Source organism: Gordonia sp. UCD-TK1 (assembly GCF_001691435.1).
GTDB classification, from domain to species: Bacteria; Actinomycetota; Actinomycetes; order Mycobacteriales; family Mycobacteriaceae; genus Gordonia; species Gordonia hongkongensis.
Window position 1 is genome coordinate 1 of record NZ_LZMP01000011.1, and the last position, 21,986, is coordinate 21,986.

Sequence of the window (21,986 nt, forward strand, 5' to 3'; positions counted from 1 at the left end):
GTGTTCGTCGGGATCGCCTTTGTCATCGGCGGATCCATCGCGATCGGCGCAACACTCGTCATCACCGGCACGGCCTCGATGGCGGCCGCGATCTTGTCGGGGCTCGACAGCGCCAGCACAAGTGCCSCGGCCGCCATCGAGGCCGTGCCGGTGATGACGAGTGTTGCGCCGATCGCGATGGATCCGCCGATGACAAAGGCGATCCCGACGAACACGGCGATCGCGAGGAACAGGTTGTAGAACCCCTGGTTGAACGCCAGTTCCTTTTGTGCGCTCGCCTGTTCCACCGTTCCGGTGCCGAACGTCGCGCGTGCGCGCGCGCTCGTCCATGCGATGGACTCCAGATAGAAGATGAAGACGTGGACGAGCGCCGCGATCGCGGCGAGCACCAGACCTGCGATGACCATTTCGTACTCCTCGTTGTCGACGGGCCCGTCGGAGAATAGTGTTCCGATCGGTCTAAAATACCGGAGGGCGACGACAGAGAGGTGGGCGGCCGGCGAATGGGACGGATTCAGGAGTTCGACACGACCGAGGTCGTCCGGGCCGCCCGCGGGATCTTCTGGCAGCGGGGATACGAGAGCGCGTCGCTCCCCGACCTGGAACGGGCGACCGGAATCGGGCGATCGAGTCTCTACCATGCCTTCGGATCGAAGCGGGGTCTCTTCGACGCCGCCGTACAGAGCTATCTCGACGAGGTGGTCCGCCCGCGGCTGCGTCCCCTGACCGGCGGCACCGTTGCGCCTGACGCCGTCGAGAACTACCTGAGCGGGCTGCGATCGGCGCTGACCGATGACACCTCCCCGGCGTGCGAGGGCTGTCTGCTCATCAACACCGCCGGTGCCCCCATCGGCCGCGACGCCGCCGTCGCTCGGACCATCGCCGACTATCGCGACGAGCTGCGGGGGGCGGTGGGGTCCGGTGTGCGGGCCAGCTCGCCCGAGCTTGATGACGATCGACAGGCAGTCCTCGCCGACGCCGTGACGGCCCTGGTCATCGCCGCACTCGCGCTCGTGCGGGTCGTTCCCGGGGAAGCCGCCCGGGGCATCGACACCGCGCTCGCGCTGGTCCGTGAGGCGCGAGGGGCGTCGGACGATCGGTCCGCAGTCAGTCCCGGTCCGGTGACTCCATGTCCCGCTGATCCATGAGCCCGTCGCGGGCCCGTTGCTCCTGGTATGCGAGCCGGCCGATCCGATGCGCCACGACGGGCGCGGTGATCAGGGCGAAGAGCCCGGCGAGAATCAGCATCCCGCTGTCGACGTTGTCGCCGAGCCGGAGGACGGCACCCAGCAGGATGAGGAGCAGGCCGAAGGTCTGCGGTTTGGTCGCCGCGTGCATCCGGCTCAGGGTGTCCGGGAAGCGGACCAGGCCGATGGCGGCGGTGACCGCCATCAGGCATCCGAGGAGCAGCAGCGTCGCGCTGACGATGTCGACGATCATGTCTGGTCGTCCCGGACTCGGAACCGCGCGATCGACACCGACCCGACGAAGCTGAGGAGGGCCAGGGCCACGATCGCCGGGACCACCGTCGAATCACGGCTGAACGCCGCCCAGGTCCCCAGGCCGCACATGCACAGCGCGATGAGCACGTCGAGTGCGACGAGTCGGTCGAGCGTGGTCGGGCCGCGCAGGATGCGGATCATCGTCAGCACCGCGGCGACGAGCAGCATGGCGGCGGCGATCGTCCAGACGTAGCTCATGAGTCACCTCGTTCCCGCTCGGGCTCGCCCTGTCGACGTTCCGGTTCGGTGTCGTCGATCGACCGGGCGTTGTCCACCAACCGGTCCACCGTGCGGACGTGGTGGAAGTCCTCGTCGATGCCGTGGAACGGACTCGGATGCCATTCGCTGTCCCGCTCGAACGCCTTGATGAACATCCGCTCGACATAGGCGACCTGATCGTAGAAGGCCCGCACCTTCTTCTCCGAACGGACGTCGAAGACGTGCACGTAGAGCATCCGGCGTCGATGGTCGATCTCCAGGACCATGGTGCCCGGCACCAGGTTGAGGTAGTCGACGGCCAGGGTCAGCACCATGTCGGACTTGATCGCGACGCGCACCCGTACCACGGCGCCCAGCGGTGGCCGGCCGGGACGGATGGCCATCCAGCCGATCTGCACACTCGACACGAAGAAGTCGACGATCAGACGGCCGACGAGCTGCAGTACCGACAGGGGATGGATACGGCCCTCGACCGGGACCCGCGGCAACGGCAGCACGGTCAGCACGAGCATCGCCAGCACGATCCCTGCGATCACATTGGCCCAGGACAGCGTGCCCCACAGCAGGACCCAGACGAACGTCAGCCACGCGATGGTCCACAACCGGACCGCGACCTCGCGGCCGTCGCTGCCCAGCCACCTGGGCACACGGGTGTGCGTGCGCAACCACACCAGCGCGCCGACGAAGTGCCAGAAGACGAACAGCAGCGACACGCGCCAGACGTTGATGACCAGGGACAGGACCGGTCCCTTGGTCGAGACGACCGGCGGCCGCCGTTTGGGCGCCGCGGATGCTCCGCGGGCGCGGTCGTCGGCTCGATCCTGCGCGCTCATCGGGTACCACCCACTCCCAGCACGGCGTCGACGTAGACGGCGCGGTCGACGACGTCGGTCGCCGCATGGTCGGTGAAGTCGAAGATCGGCCCGGCCCAGAGGGTGAGCACGAGTCCCGCGGCCACCATCGCCATCGTCGGCAGCACCATCATCACGGGCATCCGACCGACGTCCTCACGGTCGGAGAACGCGGCGTCGTCGGCACTCTCGTCGATCAGTGCGGACGGGCCCTTGTCGGCGAGATCGCCTTCGGGGGCGTCGGCGCGCGGTCGCCAGAATCCCTTGGTCCAGATGCGGGCCATGACATAGAGGGTGAGCAGGCTGGTGACCACCGACCCGGCGACGAGGATCCAGGCCAGCACGGACCCGTCCTGGGTGCCCGCCTCGAGGAGGGCGACCTTGCCGATGAAACCGGAGAACGGTGGGATGCCGCCGAGATTCAGCGCGGGTACCAGGAACAGGACGGCCAGCAGGGGGCTGGCGATGAGCCCGCCCAGGCGGCGGAGCGAGGCCGAACCGGCTTGACGTTCGATCAGGCCGACGACCAGGAACAGCGTCGTCTGCACGAGGATGTGGTGGGCGACGTAGTAGATCGCCGCCGACATCCCGAGGTCCGACGACAGCGCGATGCCGAAGATCATGTAGCCGATGTGGCTGACGAGGGTGAACGACAGCAGTCGCTTGATGTCGGCCTGGGCGATCGCGCCGAAGATACCCACGAGCATCGTCAACAGGCCGGCGACCAGCAGCACCGCGTCCATCGTGCCGCCGGGGAACAGCAGCGAGTGGGCGCGCACGATCGCGTACACACCGACCTTGGTGAGCAGGCCGGCGAACACCGCCGTGACGGGTGCCGGCGCGGTGGGGTAGGAGTCGGGTAGCCACGTCGACAGCGGGAACACCGCGGCCTTGATGCCGAACGCCACGAGTAGCACCGCGAACAGCGCGTTGCGGGTCCCGTCGGGGACGTCGTCGAGGCGCACGGCCATCTCGGCGAGGTTGAGGGTGCCGGTCGTCGCGTACGCGAACGCGATGCCCGCGAGGAAGATCAGCGACGACACCATCGACACCATCACGTACGACGCGCCCGCGCGGACACGTTCGGCGCTCGCCCCGAGGGTCAGCAGCACGTAGCTCGCGGTCAGCAGGATTTCGAACGAGACGTACAGGTTGAACAGGTCGCCGGCGAGGAACGCGTTGCAGACACCCGCGGTCAGGATGAGGTAGGTCGGCAGGAAGATCGATGTCGGCTGCTGGGCCGTGCCGTCACGGATACCCTGCCCGATCGCGTACACGACGACGCACAGCAGCACGATCGTCGAGACGACGAGCATCAGGGCCGCGAGCTGGTCGACGACCAGCGTGATCCCGAGCGGTCCGTTCGGGTAGCCCTTGTCTCCCCAGCCGCCGATCGCGACCGCGAAGGTCCCGTGGCGGTCGGTCAGGTACAGCATCAGGCACGACGCGACGAACGCGACGGTGATGGCGACGATCGACACCGCCCGCTGGATCTTGGGGCTGCGGCCGAGCAGCAGCGAGACGGCGGCAGCGCCCAGCGGCACCAGCGTCGGCAGCGTGATCAGGACGGGGATCCACGACTCCTGCGGGGTCATCGGTCACCCCCGTTCTCGTCGCCGTGCTTCTTCTTGTCCGGCCCGACCACGTCGCGGTCCGGCATCTCGCGCTGGTCGATGACGTCGGGGTCGGCGTCGTCCTCGCCGGACCCGTCGGGAGGTGCGACGGCCGACTTGGGACCCACCTCGTCGGGACCGAGTTCGCCCGGCCCGTACACGTCGGGCCCGTCCTCGCGGGCGGCGGTCTGCGCCGAGGTCTCGGGGTCGGGCTCCTCCTCCGCGCCGCCGATCTCGTCGACGACGTCGGAGTCCGTCGGCATGATGTCGGTCTCGTAGAGCGCGGCGTGCCGGGCGGCGGCCTCCTCCGCGGTGAGCGGATTGCCCTTGTCGTCGAAGTGATCGCCGGTCGGGGTGTCGGAGAGGGTCAGTGGATCGTCGCTGCGATCGCGGTCGGGTGCCGTCCCCAGCGATCCGCTCAAGATCTTGACGTCCTCCTCGTCGTCCTCGACGTCGTCGTCGTCCCGATTGATCACGAACAGCCGGTAGACCAGCGCCAGGACGAACGCGGCGACGCCCATCATGATCACGATCGCGGTCAGGACCATGCCCTGCGCGAGGGGATCGGCGTCGGACGCCCGGTTCTCCGACGACCGGCCCATGATCGGCGGGTTCCCCATGCCGCCCGACACGACGATGATCATCAGGTTGAGCGCATTGCCGACGAGCAGGAGCCCGAACAGCATCCGGACCAGACTGCGTTCCATCAGCAGGTACACGCCGCACGCCGCCATCGCGCCGATGACCAGCATCAGCGAGAGATTGGTGGTCATCGGCTCACCTGCTCGCCGGTGGTGCTCGCGGCGTCGTCCGCCGCGGTGTCGCCACGCGAGTTCTCGATGCGCGCCGCGGTGCGGGCGATCGTGGTCTCCACATCGAGACGCGCGCCGAGACTTCGCAGCACGTCCAGGACGAGCCCGACAACGATCAGGTAGATGCCGAGGTCGAAGAACAGGGCGGTCACGAACTTGATGTCGCCGAGGACCGGGACGGTGACCTCGAAGACMGCCGACGAGRGTGCGGGGGCGCCGAGGAACATCGAGACGATCGCCGTGGTCGCCGAGACGGCCAGGCCGGCGCCCAGGATGCGGCCGGGCTCGATCGGCAGCGCCTCACCGAGTTCGTAGCGTCCGCCCGCCAGGTAGCGGAGGACGAGCGCGAGACCCATCGTCAGGCCGCCGGCGAAGCCACCGCCCGGCGCATTGTGGCCGGCGTAGAAGAAGTAGATCGACAGCACGACCATCGTCGGGAACAGCAATCGCGTCGTGGCCTCGAGAACCATCGACCGGTGGCGCGGGTCGCGCAGTCCGGAACCGAGGAGCCACGTGGTGCGGTCCGGTGGGACGTGATCGTCGTCGTCCCCGTTGTCGCCGGCCTGCAGCCGGGCGGCGTCGGCCACCCGCGGCGCCGCCCCGAAGCGGCGGTTGCGGAAGACCATCGACGCGACGCCGGTGGCGGCCGCGATGAGCACCGACACCTCGCCGAGGGTGTCCCAGGCGCGGATGTCGACGAGCAGGACGTTGACCGCGTTGGCGCCGTGGCCGTACTTGTAGGCGGCCTCGGGCAGGTCGACGTGCAGCGGTTCGGTCGAGCGGGCGGACGCCGCGAACAACCCGATCAGGACCAGCATCGCGCCGAAGGCGAGTCCGATGAGGGCGCGCAGCGGCTTGAACCCGGTGGCGTGCCGCTTCTCCGGTTCGGCGGGCAGCTTGCGCAGTACCAGCACGAAGATGACCAGGGTGAGCGTCTCGACGAGGAACTGGGTGAGCGCGAGGTCGGGGGCGCCGTACAGCGCGAACAGCATCGCGCAGCCGTAGCCGGTGATCCCGACGACGAGCGTCGCGGCGAGGCGGTTACGCAGCAGCACGGCGGCCAACGACGCGGCGACGATGCACCCGCCGATCACCAGCTGGACCGGCTTGGCGTCGAAGTCGATCTCCAGTCGGTCGCGAGCGCCGGCGAACAGCACGATGGTCGGCAGCAGGATCGCGGTGCACAGGATGACCCCCTGGGTGACCGGGAGCGAACCGCGCTGGGTGTTGCGCGTCAGCAGCAGCGACAGGGTGTCGGCTCCGCGCAGCGTCGCGTCGTAGATGCGGTCGGCGTTCACCAGCGGGCGGAAGCCGAAGACGCGGTCGCGGACCCGGCGGATACCGAGGAACAGCAGGGCGCCGCCGACGATGACGATGATCGAGAACACGACGGGCAGGCCGAACCCGTGCCACAGAGCGAGATGCTCGAGTTCGTGCCCGTACCCGTCGAGGGTCTCGGCGTACGGCTCGAAGAGAGCGCCTAGCTGCGGGCTGAACACACCGGCCGCCACACCGGCCGCGGCGAGCGCCACGGGCGAGAAGTAGAAGGGCCACTTCGGCGGGTGCATCTTGGCGACCGCCGGACTCGGGGTGCTGCGCACCTTGCGGCCGAACGCGCCCCACAGGAAACGGAGCGTGTAGGCACAGGTGATGATCGAGCCGACGAGCAGGATGATGTCGACGGCGTGGGCCTGCCACGAGACGAACGCCCCGGTCTCCCACACCGAGGCGAAAGCTGTTTCCTTGCCGACGAATCCGAGGGTGACGGGGATGCCGGCCATGCTCGCCCCGGCGACCGCGGCGGTGATCGCCAGCCCCGGGAGACGATGGCCGAGCCGGGCGAGTTTGCGGACATCGCGGGTGCCGGTGGAGTGGTCGATGATGCCGACGACCATGAACAGCGACGCTTTGAACAGCGCGTGCGCGACGAGCATCGCGATGCCCGCCATGGCGACGTTCGCGTCGCCGATGCCGACCAGCACGGCCATGAAGCCGAGCTGGGACACCGTGCCGAACGCGAGGATGAGTTTGAGGTCGAGCTCGCGCAGCGAGCGCCATCCGCCGAGCACCATCGTCACCAGGCCGAGCCCCACCACGGCGATCTGCCAACTGATCGTCACCGAGAAGGCGGGGGCGAGACGGGCGATGAGGTAGATGCCGGCCTTGACCATCGCGGCCGCGTGCAGGTACGCGCTGACCGGGGTCGGTGCGGCCATGGCGCCGGGCAGCCAGAAGTGGAACGGGACGATGGCCGATTTGGTGAGCGCGCCGATCAGCAGCAGGACCACTGCGATGTCGACGTAGACGCCGGTCGGCGGTGCCGAGACGATCTCCGACAGCAGGTAGGTGCCCGACCGCTCGCCCAGCATGATGATGCCGACGAGCATGGCCAGACCGCCGAACGTGGTGACCAGCAGCGCCTGGGTGGCGGACCGTCGAGCCGTCGCGCGCACCCCGTAGAAGCCGACCAGCATGAACGAGAGCACGGTCGTGAGCTCCCAGAACACATACAGCACCAGCATGTTGTCGGAGATGACGAGGCCGAACATGGCCGCGGCGAACGCGACCATCTCGCCGCCGAACACGGCGACGCGGGGACGGGCGTCGTCGAAGTAGTGGGCGCAGTAGCAGAGGACGAGCGCACCGACCCCGAGGATCAGCACCGACAGGATCGCGGTCAGGGTGTCGAAGCGGGTGGCGATGTCCATCTGGAGTGATGGGACCCAGCTGACCGTCTCGACGCGGGCGGCAGCCGCATCGGCCGGCGGCCAGTTGAGCACGACCCAGATCAGTGCGCCGAGGGGCGCCAGTGCGAGAACGTAGAAACCGCGGGTACCCATCCAATGGATGACTGCGGGCGCGACGAGTGCGCACACTGCCAACGCAGCCAATACAGAGATCAAAAGGGCACTCCGTCTTTCTCCCGGCGGGGTGTCACGGGCGAGCACCCGCGGTGGCTACTTTACCGTTGCCCGTATGTTCCGGTTCGACTGGCTCCGGCGTACCGCCGTCAGCATCGCCGCTGTCCTGCTGGTGTTCGGCCTCGTCGTGGGTTGTGCGGACGAGGAGCAGGCCGGACCGGACGGCGTCCCGTTGCCGTCGGATTTCCCGGCCGCGCAGGTCCCGCTCATCGACGGTCACGTGCTCTCGGCGAGCGGCAGTCGCTCCGACGGTTGGGAGGTCGCGGTGCAGGGCCCGGCCAACGCGGGCAATCAGCTCGAGGCCGCGACCGAGACGCTCACCGAGGCCGGTTACGTCGAATCGCACCGTTCGACCGAGGGTGGACAATCGGTCGTCGTGCTGTCGGCGACCAAGGAGGGTTCGACCTACTGGGTCCAGATCGGCGCGTCCCCGCAGGCCGCGGGCGGTGGGTCGTCGGTCTTCTATCTGGTCAACGTGGAGTAGGCATCGCACTAGTGGTGTGTCTCGGAAATAAGCGACTGGTCTCAGGCGCTCGATCGGCGCCTGGCTGCGTTGTCGTCGGTCGAGATAGCTCCGCTATCCCTCCCTCCTCCGCCTTGCCAGAACACGATCGCTCCACCGGATACCGGCCACCTATTTCCGAGACACACCACTAGCTCGTCGACCCGCGGTCGAGGTGACCGGACCGACTGTGATCGACGATCGCGATCGGGCATCGCGTGTGGTGCTGAGCGGCGCGCGCCACCGACCCCGCCCAGGTCGCGAAGGTGCTTCCCGCGCGTGGCCGGGTGACGACGAGCAGCGACGCCTGCGGAACCGCCTCGCCGACGGCCCTCGACGGGTTGCCGTTCACCAACTGCAGCGTCGTGTCGCGGTCGGGGAAGCGTCGGCGCCAGGGGTCGAGCAGCGCGTCGGCTCGCGCGTACAGCGCTTCGATCCGAGCGGGCGGGGCGTCGTCGGGGATCGCGCACACGATCGCCACGGGGTTGCCGGTGGCATCGGCGTACTCGAAGGCGGTCGACAGCGCGAGGTCGGACGGGGCGTCGGCATCGATGGCCGCGACGACCGGACCGCCCGTCGCGAGGTTGCCGTACGGAACCGTCACGACCGGGCATCGCGACCGGGCCGAGAGCGCGGAGCTGATGCTCCCGGTGGTGAGGCGTTCGATGAGGCCGGGTCGATGATGGCCGAGGACCATCAGATCGACCTGACCCGACAGCCTGGTGAGCAGGGGTATCGCGAAGTCGTGTTCGACGACGGTCTCGATGCGCAGGCCCGGATGTCGGGTGCCGAGACGGCCGGCCACCGCGGTCAGGTGGGCGGCAGCTGCTTGCCGCGTGGCGGTGACGTCGAAGTCGAGTTCGAACTCGCTGAGTGGTTGCAGCGCAAGGCTGCCGCGAATCCGTGGATCAGTAGCAGGCGGTCCCCGTCGCGGGCCGAGGCGGCCGCCCAGTGAGCGGCCGCCTCGGATTCGGGACTCAGATCGACCCCGACGGCGATGGTGTTCATCGGGCGCGGGTGGCGTCGCCCGTCCGCGTCTCGCCGGCGATGGCGTCGTCCGCGACGGGACCGACCGTCGACGGTGCCACAGCTGCGGGCACGGCGACGTCGGCGACCGCCGCCTCCTGCGCGCGGCGCTCCTCGTCGCTGCTCATCGTCTTCAGCGCAACCTCCTTGATGAACGCGATGGCGAGGAAGCTCAGCGCCGCCATGACGGCCGCGACGAGGAAGACCCGGGCGGTCCCGTCGCCGTAGGCGCCGCGGACGATGGCCGCGATCGGAGCCGGCAGCTCGTTCAGATTGGCCMGGCCGGCACTGCCGCCACCGGATGCGCCGGCGCCGATGCCGAGTGCGCCGAGCCCCTTCGCGATGAGGTCGGTGACGTGGTTGGACAGAACCGCGCCGAGCACCGAGACACCCGCCGCGCCACCGAGGGAACGGAAGAAGGTGACCGTCGAGGTCGCCGCGCCGAGGTTGTCGGGGCTGACGTTGTTCTGCACCGCGAGGACCAGGTTCTGCATCGTCATACCCATGCCGCAGCCCAGGACGAAGAGGAATACACCGACCACGACCATGTCGGTGTGGGCGTCGATCGTCGCGAGCAGGCCGAAGCCGATCGTCATCATCGCGGCACCGGCCACGAGGAATCGCTTCCACCGCCCGTACCTGGTGATTAGGTTGCCCGACACGGTCGCCGAGAGCATCGAGCCGATGACCATCGGCAGCGTCAGCAGGCCCGCCGCGGTCGGCGAGTAGCCGCGCGCGATCTGGAAGTACTGCCCGAGGAACACAGCGCCGCCGAACAGGGCGACACCGACGCCGACGCTGGCGACAGTCGCCAGGGCCGTGGTGCGGTCGCGGAAGATGTGCAGCGGGATGATCGGGCTGGACACCCTGGACTCGACGAAGACGGCTGCGGCGAGCAGCGCGACTCCGAGTGCCACCAGTCCGTACGAGGTCATCGACGCCCAGTCGAAGTTCTTGCCCGCCAAGGTGACCCAGATGAGCAGGGTGCTGACGCCCGAGGCGATGAGGGCGGCGCCGAGGTAGTCGATGCTGACCTTCTTGCGGACCACCGGGACGTTCAGCGTGCGCTGGATGACGAGTAGGGCGATGACGGCGAGCGGGACGCAGACGTAGAACGTCCAGCGCCAGCCGAGCCAGCTGGTGTCGACGATGACGCCGCCGATGAGCGGACCGGCGACGGTCGCGACGGACATCACCGCGGCCATCGGGCCCTGGTAGCGGCCGCGTTCGCGCGGGCTGAACATCGTCGCGACGACGATCACGACCAGCGCCTGCAGGCCGCCGAGGCCCAGGCCCTGGATGACGCGGAAGCCGATCAGCATGTCGACCGAGGTGGAGAGCCCGGCGAGGACCGAACCCAGGGTGAACAGGAACAGCGCGCCCTGGACCAGCAGCTTCTTGCTGACCAGGTCGGCGAACTTGCCCCAGATGGGCGTGGTCGCGGTGGACGCGAGCAGGGTCGCGGTGATGACCCAGGTGTACTGGTCCTGGGTGCCGTGCAGGTCGGTGGTGATCGTCGGCAGGGCGTTGGACACCACGGTCGACGACAGGAACGCGACGAACATGCCGAGCAGGAGGCCGATGAGGGCCTCGATCTTCTGACGATGCGTCATCGGCACGTCTTCGGCCGGCGCCATCGCGGACGCGGGTGCACTCATATGGCAAACCTCCGAGAAAGAGAGCTGCCCGCGACGAGGAGACGGGCGGGCGGCGAATCGGCGCGCGCGGTGGCGCACCCGATTGGTTGATTGATGCAACCATAAGTCGTGATGGTTGCAACCAACAACTATCGGAGGTTATTCCGGGTGTGTTCCGGGACTCACCCGGTGGCCGAGGGAGGCTCGGCGGTGCTCAGTCGAGCCGACGCTCGGCGTAGGCCTTGAGGTCGGCGACCTGCGCGGGATCGAGCGACGGCCGAACCCGCTTGCGGGCCTCCTCGACGTCGGCCACGGTGACCGCGGCGGCGTCGATGTCCCGGCGCATCGCCGACAGGGCGGCCTCGCGCAGCAGGGCCGAACAGTCGGCCGCCGAGTAGCCCTCGAGGTCGCCGGCCAGCTCGTCGAGGTCGACTCCGTCGAGCGGGACGTCGCGCCCGGTGGCGCGCAGGATGTCGCCGCGGGCGTCGGCGTCCGGCGGCGGCACGAAGACGAGCCGTTCCAGTCGCCCGGGCCGCAGAAGCGCCGGGTCGATGAGGTCGGGCCGGTTCGTCGCACCGAGCACCACGACGTCCTGGAGTGGTTCGACGCCGTCGAGTTCGGTGAGCAGCGCGGCGACCACCCGGTCGCCGACACCGGAGTCGGTGGACTGACCGCGGCGCGGGGCCAGCGCGTCGACCTCGTCCAGGAAGATCAGCGAGGGCGCCGACTCGCGGGCACGGGCGAACAGATCCCGCACCGCCTTCTCCGACGACCCGACCCACTTGTCCATCAGCTCGGCGCCCTTGACCGTGTGCACCGACAGCTGACCCGACGCCGCGAGCGCGCGGACGACGAAGGTCTTGCCGCAGCCCGGCGGGCCGAACAGCAGCACCCCACGCGGCGGGTCGACGCCGAGCCGGGCGAAGGTGTCGGGGTGTTGCAGCGGCCACAGGACCGCTTCGGTCAGAGCCTGTTTCGTCTCGACCATGTCGCCGACGTCGGCGAGGGTGATCGAGCCAAGCGCGACTTCGGGGGAATCCGAGCGGGACACCGGCCGGATGACGTCGAGGGCGCCGACGAGATCCTCGGTGCGCAGCGACGGCGCGGACTTCTCGGCACTCGCGCGCGTCGCGGCGCGCMGCGCGGCCTCGCGGGCCAGCGCGGCGAGATCCCCGGCGACGAAACCGGGGGTGCGCGAGGCGACCGACGTGAGGTCGAGGTCGCCGTCGGTCGGGACGTTCGACAGGATCGCCGAGAGCAACCGCGCCCGGGTCGCGGCGTCGGGGAGGCCGATGACCAGTTCCCGGTCGCAGAGCGACGGGTCGCGCAACCGGGCGTCGAGGCGTACCGGTTCGGCGGTGGTCGCGATGAGTGCGATGCGGCCGTCGGCGATGCCGGAACGCAGTTCGTCGAGGATCAGTGCGGCGACGGGCTCGGGTTCGGCGGGTAACAGCGCGTCGACGTCGGTGATCAGCAGGACCCCGGCGGCCGCCCGGGTGCGGGCCACCGCGTCGGCGACCGTCCGCAGGCGGGTGTTGGCCTCCGTCGCGCCGACCGTCGGACCGTCGATGGTCACCAGCGTGCGCGACGCGCACACCGAACGCACGAAGGTCGCCTTGCCGCCGCCGGCCGGGCCGGTGACCAGGACGCCGAGACGCGGTGTCGCACCGAGCGTGCGCAGCACCTCCGGCTCGTCGAGGGTGATGGTGAGCCACTCGGTGAGCTTGGTGATCTGGGAGTCCACGCCGACCAGCTCCGACACCGGCCGGACCGGGATCTCGGGCTCCCGGGCGGGCTCGCGGACCGGGCTGGGCGCGGCGGCCGGCCGCGGGCGGGAGTCGGACTCCGACACCATGCCGAGGGCGCCGGGGATCCGGGGTGACCCCGGACCGGTCCGGTCGACGAGGGGCGGCACCTCGCCCGCAGTCGTCGACCACAGCACGGCGGTGTTGGTCTGCACGCTCACCGGCGTCGACGCCGGACCGCCCGCGGGTGGCCCGGGCTCGGTGGCGGTGACGGTCAGCAGCTCGGTGGTCCAGGTGATCCCGACCGACCGGGCCAGGGCGCGCGTGGCCTCGGTCGCGGCGAGTTCGGGGCCGAGGTCGCGGGGGAGCAGCGAGACGGCGTCACCGACGGACAAGACCTTCCCCAGCAGCGCGCGGCGCAGCGTCGACTCGGTGATCGACTGGGTGGCCAGCGCCGAACCGCTCACCACCACCCGGCTCGCGCCCTGCACCTCAACGGGCGCCAGCACGACCGTCGAGTTCTCGCGGACGCCGGCGTTGGAGAAGGCGATCTCGTCGAGGAGGGCGACGCCGGTCGGCGCGGAGGCCTCGGTCGCGGCCACCACGGCGGCGGTGACCCGTGCGCCGGTGATCGACACCGCGTCCCATTCCCGCAGCGAGAGGGCCGTCAACACCTCGGGATGCACGCGGATGATGCCGCGCCGCGCCTCGGTCGCCGAGGGATTGTGCCGCGCGGTCAGCGTGAGGGAGGCCGGTGTGCTCATTCGGGTTCGCTTTCGGTCGTCTCGCCGGGCGCGCCGACCACGGACCGGCCGGGGCCGGTGGGACGGTTCAGGCCCATGCGGCCGAGGGAGTTGAGGACCGGCCGCCGGCGCCGGCCCCCGGGCGACGCCGTGCGCAGGGCGCGACGCTGGGCACGACGTTCGGCCGGTTTGTCGTCCCAGTGCTCGGGCCGGGAGGCGACCCAGCGACGTGCGCGCCACGCGTACGGGATGTGCAGGACGTATCCGGCGATGGCGATCATCATCAGCACGTACGGGAAAGTCACCAGCAGCGCCGCGGCCGCGGCGACCAGCACCAGTAGGCCGGCCACCGCGCGGGCCGGGATCGACGCGGTCTTCAGCGAGGACGTCGGGACGCGACTGACGGCCAGGAAGGCGACGAAGATCAGCCACCCGCCGACGGCCGGCAGCGACGTCCACCACCCGTCGCCGAACTGTTGCTCCAGCCCGATGGGCAGGAGCGCGCAGATCGCCGCGGCGGGCGCGGGGACACCGACGAAGAAATCCTTGGTGTACGCGGGTGCCTCGTCGTCGTCGAGCAGGGTGTTGAACCTCGCGAGGCGCAGGACGATGGCGCAGCAGTAGATCAGTGCGAGCACCCAGCCGAGGTCATGCCCGTCGATGAAGTAGAAGTAGATGATCATCGCCGGCACCACACCGAAGTTGATCGCGTCGGCCAGCGAGTCGATCTCGGCGCCGATCCGGCTCGTGGCTCCCATCAGGCGTGCGACCCGACCGTCGATGCCGTCGAGGAACGCGGCCGCGACCAGGAGAGCCATCGCGGTGTCGACGTCGCCGTTGATCGCCGACCGCATGGCCGTCAGGCCCGCGCAGATCGCGAGGATCGTCAGCGACGACGGGATGACGATGCGGCTGGCCTGTGCCTGGCGCCGCAGACGCCGGCGCTCCGGCTCCCGCGGAACCGGATGTGTCTGTGCGTGCCGGCTGGCCGAGCGCGCGGTCGGGTTGCGCGCAGTGCGCGAGCCGGGGCGTCGCCGGCCGGGGTTCGTGCCGGGTGAGGTCATGTCGGTCGGGTTCACCGGGCCGGAGTTCACTGATCCAGGTACGCGAACGGGGTCTCGCCGCCGACCGCGCGCTGGCCGACCGAGACGCGGGGCCGGGTGCCGGCCGGGAAGTAGACGTCTACGCGCGATCCGAATCGGATAAGCCCGTAGGTCTCGCCGATCGTCAGCGAGTCCCCGACCGACGGCTCGCACACGATCCGACGGGCGACGAGACCGGCGATCTGCACGACGGCCAGCTCGGGCCCGGGCGTGCCGCCTTCGGCGGTGGTGCGGATGGTCATCGTGGTGCGCTCGTTGTCGCGGCTGGCCTCGGGGAGGTCGGCGGAGACGAACGCGCCGGGCGTGTGGGTCACGGTGGTCACCGTGCCCGCGATCGGCACGCGCTGCACGTGGACGTCGAAGATCGACAGGAAGGTCGAGACCCGGGGCAGCGGCTGTGTGCCCAGGCCGGACTCGGCGGGCGGGACGGCCTCGTCGACCAGGGCGATGGTCCCGTCCGCGGGGGCGACGACCACACCGGGCTCGGTGGGGGTGACCCGCTTCGGATGCCGGAAGAAAGCAGCGCACGCGCCGGCGGTCAGCGCGGCCGGTCGGGCGATCCAGCGGTGTCGACGCCCGAGGAGCGCGACGGCGGCGGGCGCGGCGACGAACGGCACACCCGCCGGGTGGATCGGAGGGATGGTCTCTCGGGCCAGATCGAGAAAATGGGCGACACGGCCGGTGTCACCGGAGCCGTCCGGACGCGGACGTCGGGCCACGATCAACCTCCTCTGGCCTGTGTCCAGGCCGGATAAATGGTGCGCACCGCATCGCCGGGTGCATCGGCGTCCACTCTAGAGCGCCGCGCCCGGAGACCTCGTCGTCAGCGCAGGACCAGCACGTCCACCAGGGTGCCCGCCTCGACCGCCTCGACGTCGGCGGGGACGTCGATGAGCGCGTCGGCCTCGGCGAGGTAGCGCAGGTGATGGGACGCCGGCGGGCCGATCGGGTCCACCCCGACCACCCCGTCGCGAGGCCCGGCGTCGAGCACGCCCCGCAGGAACTGTCGTTTGCCGCGGGGTGAGCGGATGTCGGCACCGAGACGAGCTCGGATTCGTTCCCGGTCGGCGGGCAGTGACATCGCGGCCCGCAGCGCGGGCCGGATGAAGACCTCGAAGGACACGAGTGCACTGACGGGATTTCCCGGCAGCGTGATGATCGGCACGCGCCGGCCGCGGGAGGAGGGGAAGTGGCCGCACCCCTGGGGCATGCCCGGCTGCATCGCAACCTTCACGAACTCGACGGTCCCGGTCGCCGACAGTGCGTCCTTCACCACCTCGAAGGCGCCGGCGCTGACACCGCCCGAGGTGATGATCAGATCGGCGTCGTCGGCGACCTCGTCGAGCCGCGCGGCGAAGTCCGCGGTGTTGTCGGGCACGAAGTGCAGGTGACGGCCGGCCGCGCCGGCCTCGATGACCGCGGCGGTCAGCATCGCGCCGTTCGACTCATAGATCTGACCGTGGCGCAACGGTTTTCCGGGTTCGACGAGTTCAGAACCGGTGGACAGCACGACGACCCGCAGCCGCCGGGCGACGGTGATCTCGGCGAGGCCCAGTGCGGCGAGCAGGCCGATCTGCGGTGCGCCGATCACCGTGCCGGCCGGCAGCGCCCGGGTGCCGGCCTCGATGTCGGAGCCGCCGCGCCGGATGTGCCTGCCGCGCTCGGGTGCGGCGGTGAACGTGACGGTCGGCGCCGCGGCGACCGGGCCCACCACGGCGTCGGTCAGTTCGACCGGGACCACCGCGTCGGCGCCCGCGGGCATCGGGGCGCCGGTCATGATGCGGTGCGCGGTGCCCGGCTCGAGAGTGAGGTCGTCGGTGCGGCCGGCGGGGATGTCCGCGGCCACCGGCAGGGTGACCGGGGCGTCGGTGCTCGCGTCCGCGAGATCGTCGGCGCGGACCGCGAATCCGTCCATCGCGGAGTTGTCGAAGCCGGGCAGCGACAGCGGGGCGTCGACGTCGGTGAACGTGGCGAGACCCAGCGATTCGGGTACTGCGATCTCCGACGGTTCGGCGGGGCCGAACAACGCCGCGACGATGCGCTGATGTTCTACGACGGTACGCATCCGCTCAGCATGCCAGGTGTCGACGGAGACCATGCCGCCGTCCCGGCAGGTGACCGGGCCGTCCTGCGACGCCGCTGGGCGAGGACTACATTCGTGCGCATGGCGCTGGGTCTGCTGTTCGACATCGACGGGGTGATGGTCACCTCGTGGCAGGCGCTGCCCGGCGCGGTCGAGGCGATCGCCGATCTCGCCGACCAGGGCATCCCGCGGATGTTCTTGACCAACACGACGTCCCGCTCGCGTGGCGAGATCGCCGAGGCGCTCAACGAATGCGGTTTCGAGGTGAAGCCGGACGAGATCCTGTCGGCCGCCAAGCTGACCGCCGAACACGTCGCCGCCACCTATCCGGGCAAGCGCGTGTGGGTGCTCAACCAGGGCCCGATCGCCGAGGACATGACCGGCGTGGAGTTGACCGACGACCCGGCGTCGGCCGAGGTGGTGGTACTCGGCGGTGCCGGTTCGGTCTTCACGCACGCCACGCTGTCCAAGGTCCTGGAGATGATGCTCGACGGGATTCCGGTGATCGCGATGCACCGGTCCATGACCTGGTCGACGGCGGACGGCCTGAGCATCGACACCGGGGTCTACCTCGAGGGCCTCGAAAAGGCTTCGGGCGCAAAGATCAAGGCGATCGGCAAACCGTCGCCGGTCGGTTTCCGGGCGGCCACCGAGGTCCTCGGTCTCGAGCCGACCCAGGTGGTGATGGTCGGCGACGACATGCACAACGACGTTCTCGGCGCCCAGGCGGCGGCGCTGATCGGGGTGCTGGTCCGCACCGGCAAGTTCCGCGAGGAGGCGCTGCATGCGCTGCAGCGTGACGAGTTCGGGCCCTACCCCGACCACATCATCGACTCGGTCGCCGACCTCCCCGAGCTCATCGGCAAGCTCGGCGGAACCTGATCATCAGTTGGACTCGGCGGCGCGCTTGATCTTGCCCAGCGTCTCGGCCATCCCGAGCTTGAGCTCCTCTTCGAACGACTCGGCGCCGCCGAAGAGCTTGTCGACGAGTACCGACGACACCTTGGTGGTCGACCCGTTGACCTCGCGCCGCTCGGTGACCGTGACCCCGGCGTCCTTCGGGGTGATGGTGTAGCTCCAGATGGTGTGGTTCTCCGCGACGCGGAAGCCGAGTTCCTGGTTCGGGGTGAACCGGACGACCTTGGAGGTGGTCGGCCACACCAGCGGGCCCCGGCGGTTGATGTTGATGGTCTTGGTCCCCAACCCGACGGTGCCGCCGCGGATGATCATCTTCTTGCACTGGGGGCTCCACTCGCCCATGCGCTTCAGATCGGAGATCACCGACCACACCTGCTCGGGCGTGGCGTCGATGTCGATGGATTCCTCGATGAGTGCTGCGGTCATGGTCGCTCACCCTATGGGCTTGTTGGCCGAGGGTCAATAAGCATGTTCGGGCGCCCGAGTCAACCCCGGAAAACGCCTGGACCAGCGATGTCGCGCCGAACTCAGACCAGCAGGGTGATCCCGACGACGGCACCGATGGTCACGAAGACGGCGGCGGTGATCCACCCGGCGGGGTGTTCGTCGGCGGCCCGGCGGCCGGTGGTCACGGCGTCGTCGGGGGTCTCGTCACTGCGCGGCGCGCCGTCGAAGAGCAGCGTGCCGAGCTTCCCCGGTGTGAGCCAGTCGATCAGCACGAACGACCACATCATCACCGCGATCGCCAAGACCGTGTACGCGACGGTGTAGAGCAGCGCGCGCCACAGTTCCAGGAGTTCGGTGTCGATGACCGAACAGACCAGCACGATCGCGAGGCCGATGACCATCGACGTGGTCAGCAGCACCGCGTTGCGGTTGTGCTCGATCCACACCAGCTGCCGCAGCCGACCCGGTGTCACCAGGTCGAGGGCGGCGAAGCCGAGGACGAGCACGGCGATCCCCACCAGGCTGAACGATGCCCCCGCGGCCAGGTTGTCCCGCAGCAGTTCCATCCGGTTCCCTCTCGCCTCGCATCGACAACAGCGGGCTGCCGCCCGACAACGACGTCAGCGAAGGCCTGCGCGCGAGAACGCGCAGGACCTTCGCTGAAGGACAGTAGCCGGTCTCAGCCGACGCTGAGCATGTCGTAGGTGTCGATGTTCTCCGCCAGGCGGGTCACATGGTCCGACGCGTCGCCCAGGGTGTGGCTGATCGCCGTCAGACGGCTCACGTAATGGGCGATCGGGTACTCGGCGGTCATACCGATGCCGCCGTGCATCTGGATCGCTTCCTGACCGATCAGGCGCGCCGACCGGCAGATCTGCAGCTTGGCCCGCGACGCGATGATCGGATCGGCGATCCCGTCCGCCAGCGCCGACGTCGCGTAGAGGCTCAGGCTGCGGGCGAGTTCGAGCTGGACGTACATGTCGGCGGCACGGTGGGTGAGCGCCTGGAAGGCCGACAGCGTGACGCCGAACTGCTTGCGCGACTTGAGGTATTCCACGGTCAGGTCCAGGCTCCGCTCCATCGCGCCGACGGCCTCGGCGCACAGTGCGGTCTGGATGCCGACCTCGGCGTCGGCGATGGTCTGCGACGCGTCGCCGGTGCCCAGGCGGGTGGCCTTGACGTCGCGGAACTCGATCTGCGCGCCGCGGCGGCGATCGTGCGTCCGGTACGGGGTGCGGGTGATGCCGTCGGCGTCGGCGTCGACCAAGTAGAGGCCGACGCCGTTGTCGTCGCGCGCCGAGACGATCAGCTTCGCAGCGCAATCGCCGTGTCCGACAAGGCTCTTGGTGCCGTTGAGGACGCCGTCGGCCGACGCGGTGGTTTCCACCCGCGCCTCCGGCCAGCGGTCGCCCGGCTCGGTGTGGGCGAAGGCCATCAGCAGTTCGCCCGACGCCAGTGCGGTCCGCAGCTCGGTGCGGGTCGCGTCGTCGGCCAGGCCGAGGAGCGAGCCGGGGACGAGCACCGAGTCGAGGTAGGGCTCCGGTGCCAGTGCGCGGCCGAGTTCGGTCATGACACTGGTGAATTCGACGGGGCCGGCGTCCATGCCGCCCTCGTCTTCCGGGAAGGTGAGGCCGAGGATGCCGATCTCGGCCAGCGACTTCCACACCTTCTCGCTCCAGCCGAGATCGGTGTCGGTGACCTTGCGCAGCGTCTCGACGTCGTAGGTCTTGGTGAGGACCTCGCGAACGGTGTCGCGCAGCATCCCCTGCTCTTCGGAAAGCTCGAAATCCATAATGTTCCTTAGTGAAAGGTCGAAAGGTGCGGGGTCGGCGCTCAGAGGCCGAGGACGGCCTTGTCGATGATCTGGCGCTGGACCTCCGACGACCCGCCGTAGATCGTGACCTTGCGGTAGTTGAGGTAGGTCGGGGCGGCGAGCTGGGCCCATTCGGGGGCGCTCACCTCGGCGCTGCCGTTCGGAGCCGAGGCGTCGAGCTGGGCGACCGGGAGCGAGTCGGGGCCCGCGATGTCGGCCAGGAGCTCCATGGCGGCCTGCTGCAGCTGGCTGCCGGTCAGCTTGAGCAGCGACGATGCCGGGTTCGGCTTGCCGTCGGCCGACGAGGCGGCGACGCGCAGCTGGGTGAGCTCGAGGGCGAGCAGTTCGTTCTCGACCTCGGCCAGGCGGGCGGCGAACAGCGGATCGTCGAGCAGGGTGCCCTTGGCGGTGCGGGTCTGCTTCGCGAGCTCCTTGGCGCGGGCGAGCTTGGCCTTGGTGTAACCGACGCGGGCGATGCCGTTGCGCTCGTTGCCGAGCAGGAACTTTGCCTGGGTCCAGCCGCTGTTCTCCTCGCCGACCATGTTCTCGGCGGGCACGCGGACGTCGTTGAAGAAGACCTCGTTGACCTCGTAGCTGCCGTCGATGAGCTGGATCGGACGGATCTCGACGCCCGGCGTGTCCATCGGGAACAGGAACATGCTGATGCCGGCCTGCTTCTTGACATCGGGGTTGGTGCGCGCGAGGCAGAAGATCCAGTCGGCGAACTGGCCGAGCGTGGTCCAGGTCTTCTGGCCGTTGATCACGTAGTCGTCGCCGTCGCGGACCGCGCGGGTCTTCAGCGAGGCGAGGTCGGAGCCGGCCTCGGGCTCGGAGAACCCCTGGCACCACCAGATGTCGAGGTTGGCGGTCTTGGCCAGGAAGCGTTCCTTCATCTCGTCGGAACCGAACTGGGCGATGACCGGGCCGATCATGCCGACGTTGAACGGCAGCATGTCGGGGACGAACGCGAGGCTCATCTCCTCGCGGTAGATGTGGTGCTGGATCGGGGTCCAGTCCTTGCCGCCGTGCTCCACCGGCCAGCTGGGGGTGGCCACGCCGTGCTCGTTGAGGATGCGCGTCGTGGTGACGAGGTCCTCGGGGTACTGGAGCTTGCCCTCTTCGCACCGCTTGCGGACGTCTTCGGGGACCTTGGCGAAGATGCTGCGCAACTCCTCGCGGAAGGCCTCTTCTTCAGGACTGAATTTCAGCTGCATGGGTTCTTCTCTACTCCTGTCGAGGGTGTCCGTACCCCGGGCGGTGTGGTCGAACTGGGGACCTCTGCCGTGTGCACCCAAGCTGGGGAAACCCAACCGAGCCACGAATGACTAAGCGCTTGCTTAGTGATAGGTTGCACTATGCCGCGCGGGCCGGATGCTGTCAATCACGGGCTCGTCACGATGACCAGTCCGACCGTTCCGAGAAGGTGACCGTGGGCCCGTCTGCCGATCCGACGCCCGAAGTCCGGCCCGTGGCCGCCCGGGCCCGGCTCCTGCGCGCCGCCGTCGAGGCGTTCGCCGCCAAGGGGTTCAACGGGACGACCACGAGAGACATCGCCAACGGCGCGCAGATGAGTTCGGCGGCGGTCTACGTGCACTTCCGCTCCAAGGAGGAGCTGCTGTTCGAGATCTCCGACGCCGGTCATCGCGCCATCCTCGCGGCGATCGACGACGCCGACGATCCGTCGGCGTCCCCCGGCGACCGGCTGCGGGCGATCTTCCACGCCTTCACCGAGCACCACGCGCGCGAGCACGTGGGGGGCCGGGTGGTGAACTACGAACTCAACGCCCTCGCGCCCGACCATCTGGACACGGTGATGGCCATGCGTCGCGAGATCACCAGACGGGTGCGCGAGATCATCGAAGCCGGGATCGCACGCGGCGACTTCGATGTCGCCGACTCACTCGCCACCACCAACGCGATGCTGTCCATGGGGATCGATGTCGCGCGCTGGTATCGCGACGGGGGGTCACTCTCGCCCGAGGAGATGGGGGGCTTCTACGCGGAGCTGGCCACGCGGATGGTGGGATGGCGACCGCCCGTCGGCGGGTGAC

The 21,986-nt window shown here is 69.5% G+C and carries 22 protein-coding genes; 4 read left to right on the top strand and 18 right to left on the bottom strand.

Translation table 11 applies throughout. The features are described 5' to 3' along the window. On the bottom strand, positions 1-407 hold a 407-nt coding region (locus A9310_RS07875), incomplete at its 3' end, for a DUF1304 domain-containing protein (RefSeq protein ID WP_065630103.1). 96 nt (positions 408-503) lie between these two features. Here A9310_RS07875 and A9310_RS07880 point away from each other — a divergent pair. Further along, positions 504-1,148 carry a TetR/AcrR family transcriptional regulator gene (locus A9310_RS07880; protein ID WP_065630104.1) on the top strand — a complete coding sequence of 215 codons (645 nt, stop codon included), beginning with the start codon at positions 504-506 and terminating at the stop codon, positions 1,146-1,148. Here A9310_RS07880 and mnhG read toward each other — a convergent pair. The 6 genes from mnhG to A9310_RS07910 are packed head-to-tail and all read right to left on the bottom strand — an operon-like array spanning position 1,108 to position 7,900. After that, positions 1,108-1,440, bottom strand: coding sequence for a monovalent cation/H(+) antiporter subunit G (mnhG, locus tag A9310_RS07885; protein WP_065630105.1), 333 nt, complete (start codon positions 1,438-1,440; stop codon positions 1,108-1,110). The two genes, A9310_RS07880 and mnhG, sit on opposite strands and share 41 nt — an antisense overlap. Next, on the bottom strand, positions 1,437-1,700 hold the full coding sequence (locus tag A9310_RS07890) for a monovalent cation/H+ antiporter complex subunit F (RefSeq protein WP_058251350.1): 264 nt from the start codon (positions 1,698-1,700) through the stop codon (positions 1,437-1,439). Before A9310_RS07890 ends, mnhG begins: the two co-directional genes overlap by 4 nt. Then, the gene (locus A9310_RS07895) at positions 1,697-2,554 is read right to left on the bottom strand and encodes a Na+/H+ antiporter subunit E (RefSeq protein WP_065630106.1); all 858 of its coding nucleotides are present in this window, start codon (positions 2,552-2,554) and stop codon (positions 1,697-1,699) included. Before A9310_RS07895 ends, A9310_RS07890 begins: the two co-directional genes overlap by 4 nt. Beyond that, a complete protein-coding gene (locus tag A9310_RS07900) occupies positions 2,551-4,167 on the bottom strand; it encodes a Na+/H+ antiporter subunit D (protein WP_058251348.1) in 1,617 nt (538 codons plus the stop codon). The genes A9310_RS07895 and A9310_RS07900 overlap by 4 nt, the downstream gene beginning before the upstream one ends. Continuing rightward, on the bottom strand, positions 4,164-4,958 hold the full coding sequence (locus A9310_RS07905; protein WP_065630107.1) for a Na(+)/H(+) antiporter subunit C: 795 nt from the start codon (positions 4,956-4,958) through the stop codon (positions 4,164-4,166). The genes A9310_RS07900 and A9310_RS07905 overlap by 4 nt, the downstream gene beginning before the upstream one ends. Next, positions 4,955-7,900: a Na+/H+ antiporter subunit A gene (locus A9310_RS07910; RefSeq protein ID WP_065630108.1), complete on the bottom strand. Its 2,946-nt coding sequence runs from the start codon at positions 7,898-7,900 to the stop codon at positions 4,955-4,957. The genes A9310_RS07905 and A9310_RS07910 overlap by 4 nt, the downstream gene beginning before the upstream one ends. Before the next feature lie 73 nt (positions 7,901-7,973). Here A9310_RS07910 and A9310_RS07915 point away from each other — a divergent pair, with 73 nt between their 5' ends. Continuing rightward, positions 7,974-8,402 carry a hypothetical protein gene (locus A9310_RS07915; protein WP_058251345.1) on the top strand — a complete coding sequence of 143 codons (429 nt, stop codon included), beginning with the start codon at positions 7,974-7,976 and terminating at the stop codon, positions 8,400-8,402. A gap of 169 nt (positions 8,403-8,571) precedes the next feature. Here the strand turns inward: A9310_RS07915 and A9310_RS07920 are convergent, their stop codons facing one another. From A9310_RS07920 to glp, 7 genes are all read right to left on the bottom strand, one after another. After that, positions 8,572-9,225, bottom strand: a complete 654-nt coding sequence (locus A9310_RS07920) for a universal stress protein (protein ID WP_254661198.1) — start codon at positions 9,223-9,225, stop codon at positions 8,572-8,574. Positions 9,226-9,230: 5 nt separating this feature from the next. Further along, positions 9,231-9,428 (bottom strand): universal stress protein, encoded by a 198-nt coding sequence (locus A9310_RS26250; protein ID WP_254661199.1) that lies wholly within the window; start codon positions 9,426-9,428, stop codon positions 9,231-9,233. Further along, complete coding sequence (locus A9310_RS07925; protein WP_065630109.1) at positions 9,425-11,104, bottom strand: MDR family MFS transporter; 1,680 nt, start codon at positions 11,102-11,104, stop codon at positions 9,425-9,427. Before A9310_RS07925 ends, A9310_RS26250 begins: the two co-directional genes overlap by 4 nt. Positions 11,105-11,297: 193 nt before the next feature. Beyond that, positions 11,298-13,592: an AAA family ATPase gene (locus A9310_RS07930; RefSeq protein ID WP_065630110.1), complete on the bottom strand. Its 2,295-nt coding sequence runs from the start codon at positions 13,590-13,592 to the stop codon at positions 11,298-11,300. Further along, on the bottom strand, positions 13,589-14,635 hold the full coding sequence (locus A9310_RS07935) for a phosphatidylcholine/phosphatidylserine synthase (protein WP_238995008.1): 1,047 nt from the start codon (positions 14,633-14,635) through the stop codon (positions 13,589-13,591). The genes A9310_RS07930 and A9310_RS07935 overlap by 4 nt, the downstream gene beginning before the upstream one ends. A gap of 26 nt (positions 14,636-14,661) precedes the next feature. Then, positions 14,662-15,393, bottom strand: a complete 732-nt coding sequence (locus tag A9310_RS07940; protein WP_065630112.1) for a phosphatidylserine decarboxylase — start codon at positions 15,391-15,393, stop codon at positions 14,662-14,664. Positions 15,394-15,497: 104 nt separating this feature from the next. Then, positions 15,498-16,739, bottom strand: a complete 1,242-nt coding sequence (glp, locus tag A9310_RS07945; protein WP_065630113.1) for a gephyrin-like molybdotransferase Glp — start codon at positions 16,737-16,739, stop codon at positions 15,498-15,500. 99 nt (positions 16,740-16,838) lie between these two features. Between glp and A9310_RS07950 the strand changes: the two genes are divergently transcribed. Next, positions 16,839-17,639, top strand: a complete 801-nt coding sequence (locus A9310_RS07950) for an HAD-IIA family hydrolase (protein ID WP_065630114.1) — start codon at positions 16,839-16,841, stop codon at positions 17,637-17,639. Positions 17,640-17,642: 3 nt separating this feature from the next. On the opposite strand, the gene A9310_RS07955 is transcribed toward A9310_RS07950, so the two are convergent. The 4 genes from A9310_RS07955 to A9310_RS07970 all read right to left on the bottom strand — a co-directional run bounded on the left by A9310_RS07955 (position 17,643) and on the right by A9310_RS07970 (position 21,149). Beyond that, positions 17,643-18,101: an SRPBCC family protein gene (locus A9310_RS07955; protein ID WP_058251338.1), complete on the bottom strand. Its 459-nt coding sequence runs from the start codon at positions 18,099-18,101 to the stop codon at positions 17,643-17,645. 101 nt (positions 18,102-18,202) lie between these two features. After that, positions 18,203-18,688 carry a DUF350 domain-containing protein gene (locus A9310_RS07960; protein WP_065630115.1) on the bottom strand — a complete coding sequence of 162 codons (486 nt, stop codon included), beginning with the start codon at positions 18,686-18,688 and terminating at the stop codon, positions 18,203-18,205. Positions 18,689-18,801: 113 nt separating this feature from the next. Next, positions 18,802-19,914 (bottom strand): acyl-CoA dehydrogenase family protein, encoded by a 1,113-nt coding sequence (locus tag A9310_RS07965; protein WP_065630116.1) that lies wholly within the window; start codon positions 19,912-19,914, stop codon positions 18,802-18,804. Positions 19,915-19,955: 41 nt separating this feature from the next. Beyond that, the gene (locus A9310_RS07970; RefSeq protein ID WP_058251335.1) at positions 19,956-21,149 is read right to left on the bottom strand and encodes an acyl-CoA dehydrogenase family protein; all 1,194 of its coding nucleotides are present in this window, start codon (positions 21,147-21,149) and stop codon (positions 19,956-19,958) included. Positions 21,150-21,358: 209 nt separating this feature from the next. Here A9310_RS07970 and A9310_RS07975 point away from each other — a divergent pair, with 209 nt between their 5' ends. Beyond that, the gene (locus A9310_RS07975) at positions 21,359-21,985 is read left to right on the top strand and encodes a TetR/AcrR family transcriptional regulator (protein WP_065630117.1); all 627 of its coding nucleotides are present in this window, start codon (positions 21,359-21,361) and stop codon (positions 21,983-21,985) included. Position 21,986: the final 1 nt, after the last annotated feature.

Excerpts from the sequence above, each read along its gene's own strand:
- A9310_RS07880 (WP_065630104.1), top strand. The coding sequence starts at position 504 with ATGGGACGGATTCAGGAGTTCGACACGACCGAGGTCGTCCGGGCCGCC.
- mnhG (WP_065630105.1), bottom strand. The coding sequence starts at position 1,440 with ATGATCGTCGACATCGTCAGCGCGACGCTGCTGCTCCTCGGATGCCTG.
- A9310_RS07890 (WP_058251350.1), bottom strand. The coding sequence starts at position 1,700 with ATGAGCTACGTCTGGACGATCGCCGCCGCCATGCTGCTCGTCGCCGCG.
- A9310_RS07895 (WP_065630106.1), bottom strand. The coding sequence starts at position 2,554 with ATGAGCGCGCAGGATCGAGCCGACGACCGCGCCCGCGGAGCATCCGCG.
- A9310_RS07900 (WP_058251348.1), bottom strand. The coding sequence starts at position 4,167 with ATGACCCCGCAGGAGTCGTGGATCCCCGTCCTGATCACGCTGCCGACG.
- A9310_RS07905 (WP_065630107.1), bottom strand. The coding sequence starts at position 4,958 with ATGACCACCAATCTCTCGCTGATGCTGGTCATCGGCGCGATGGCGGCG.
- A9310_RS07915 (WP_058251345.1), top strand. The coding sequence starts at position 7,974 with ATGTTCCGGTTCGACTGGCTCCGGCGTACCGCCGTCAGCATCGCCGCT.
- A9310_RS26250 (WP_254661199.1), bottom strand. The coding sequence starts at position 9,428 with ATGAACACCATCGCCGTCGGGGTCGATCTGAGTCCCGAATCCGAGGCG.
- A9310_RS07935 (WP_238995008.1), bottom strand. The coding sequence starts at position 14,635 with ATGACCTCACCCGGCACGAACCCCGGCCGGCGACGCCCCGGCTCGCGC.
- glp (WP_065630113.1), bottom strand. The coding sequence starts at position 16,739 with ATGCGTACCGTCGTAGAACATCAGCGCATCGTCGCGGCGTTGTTCGGC.
- A9310_RS07950 (WP_065630114.1), top strand. The coding sequence starts at position 16,839 with ATGGCGCTGGGTCTGCTGTTCGACATCGACGGGGTGATGGTCACCTCG.
- A9310_RS07955 (WP_058251338.1), bottom strand. The coding sequence starts at position 18,101 with ATGACCGCAGCACTCATCGAGGAATCCATCGACATCGACGCCACGCCC.
- A9310_RS07960 (WP_065630115.1), bottom strand. The coding sequence starts at position 18,688 with ATGGAACTGCTGCGGGACAACCTGGCCGCGGGGGCATCGTTCAGCCTG.
- A9310_RS07965 (WP_065630116.1), bottom strand. The coding sequence starts at position 19,914 with ATGGATTTCGAGCTTTCCGAAGAGCAGGGGATGCTGCGCGACACCGTT.
- A9310_RS07970 (WP_058251335.1), bottom strand. The coding sequence starts at position 21,149 with ATGCAGCTGAAATTCAGTCCTGAAGAAGAGGCCTTCCGCGAGGAGTTG.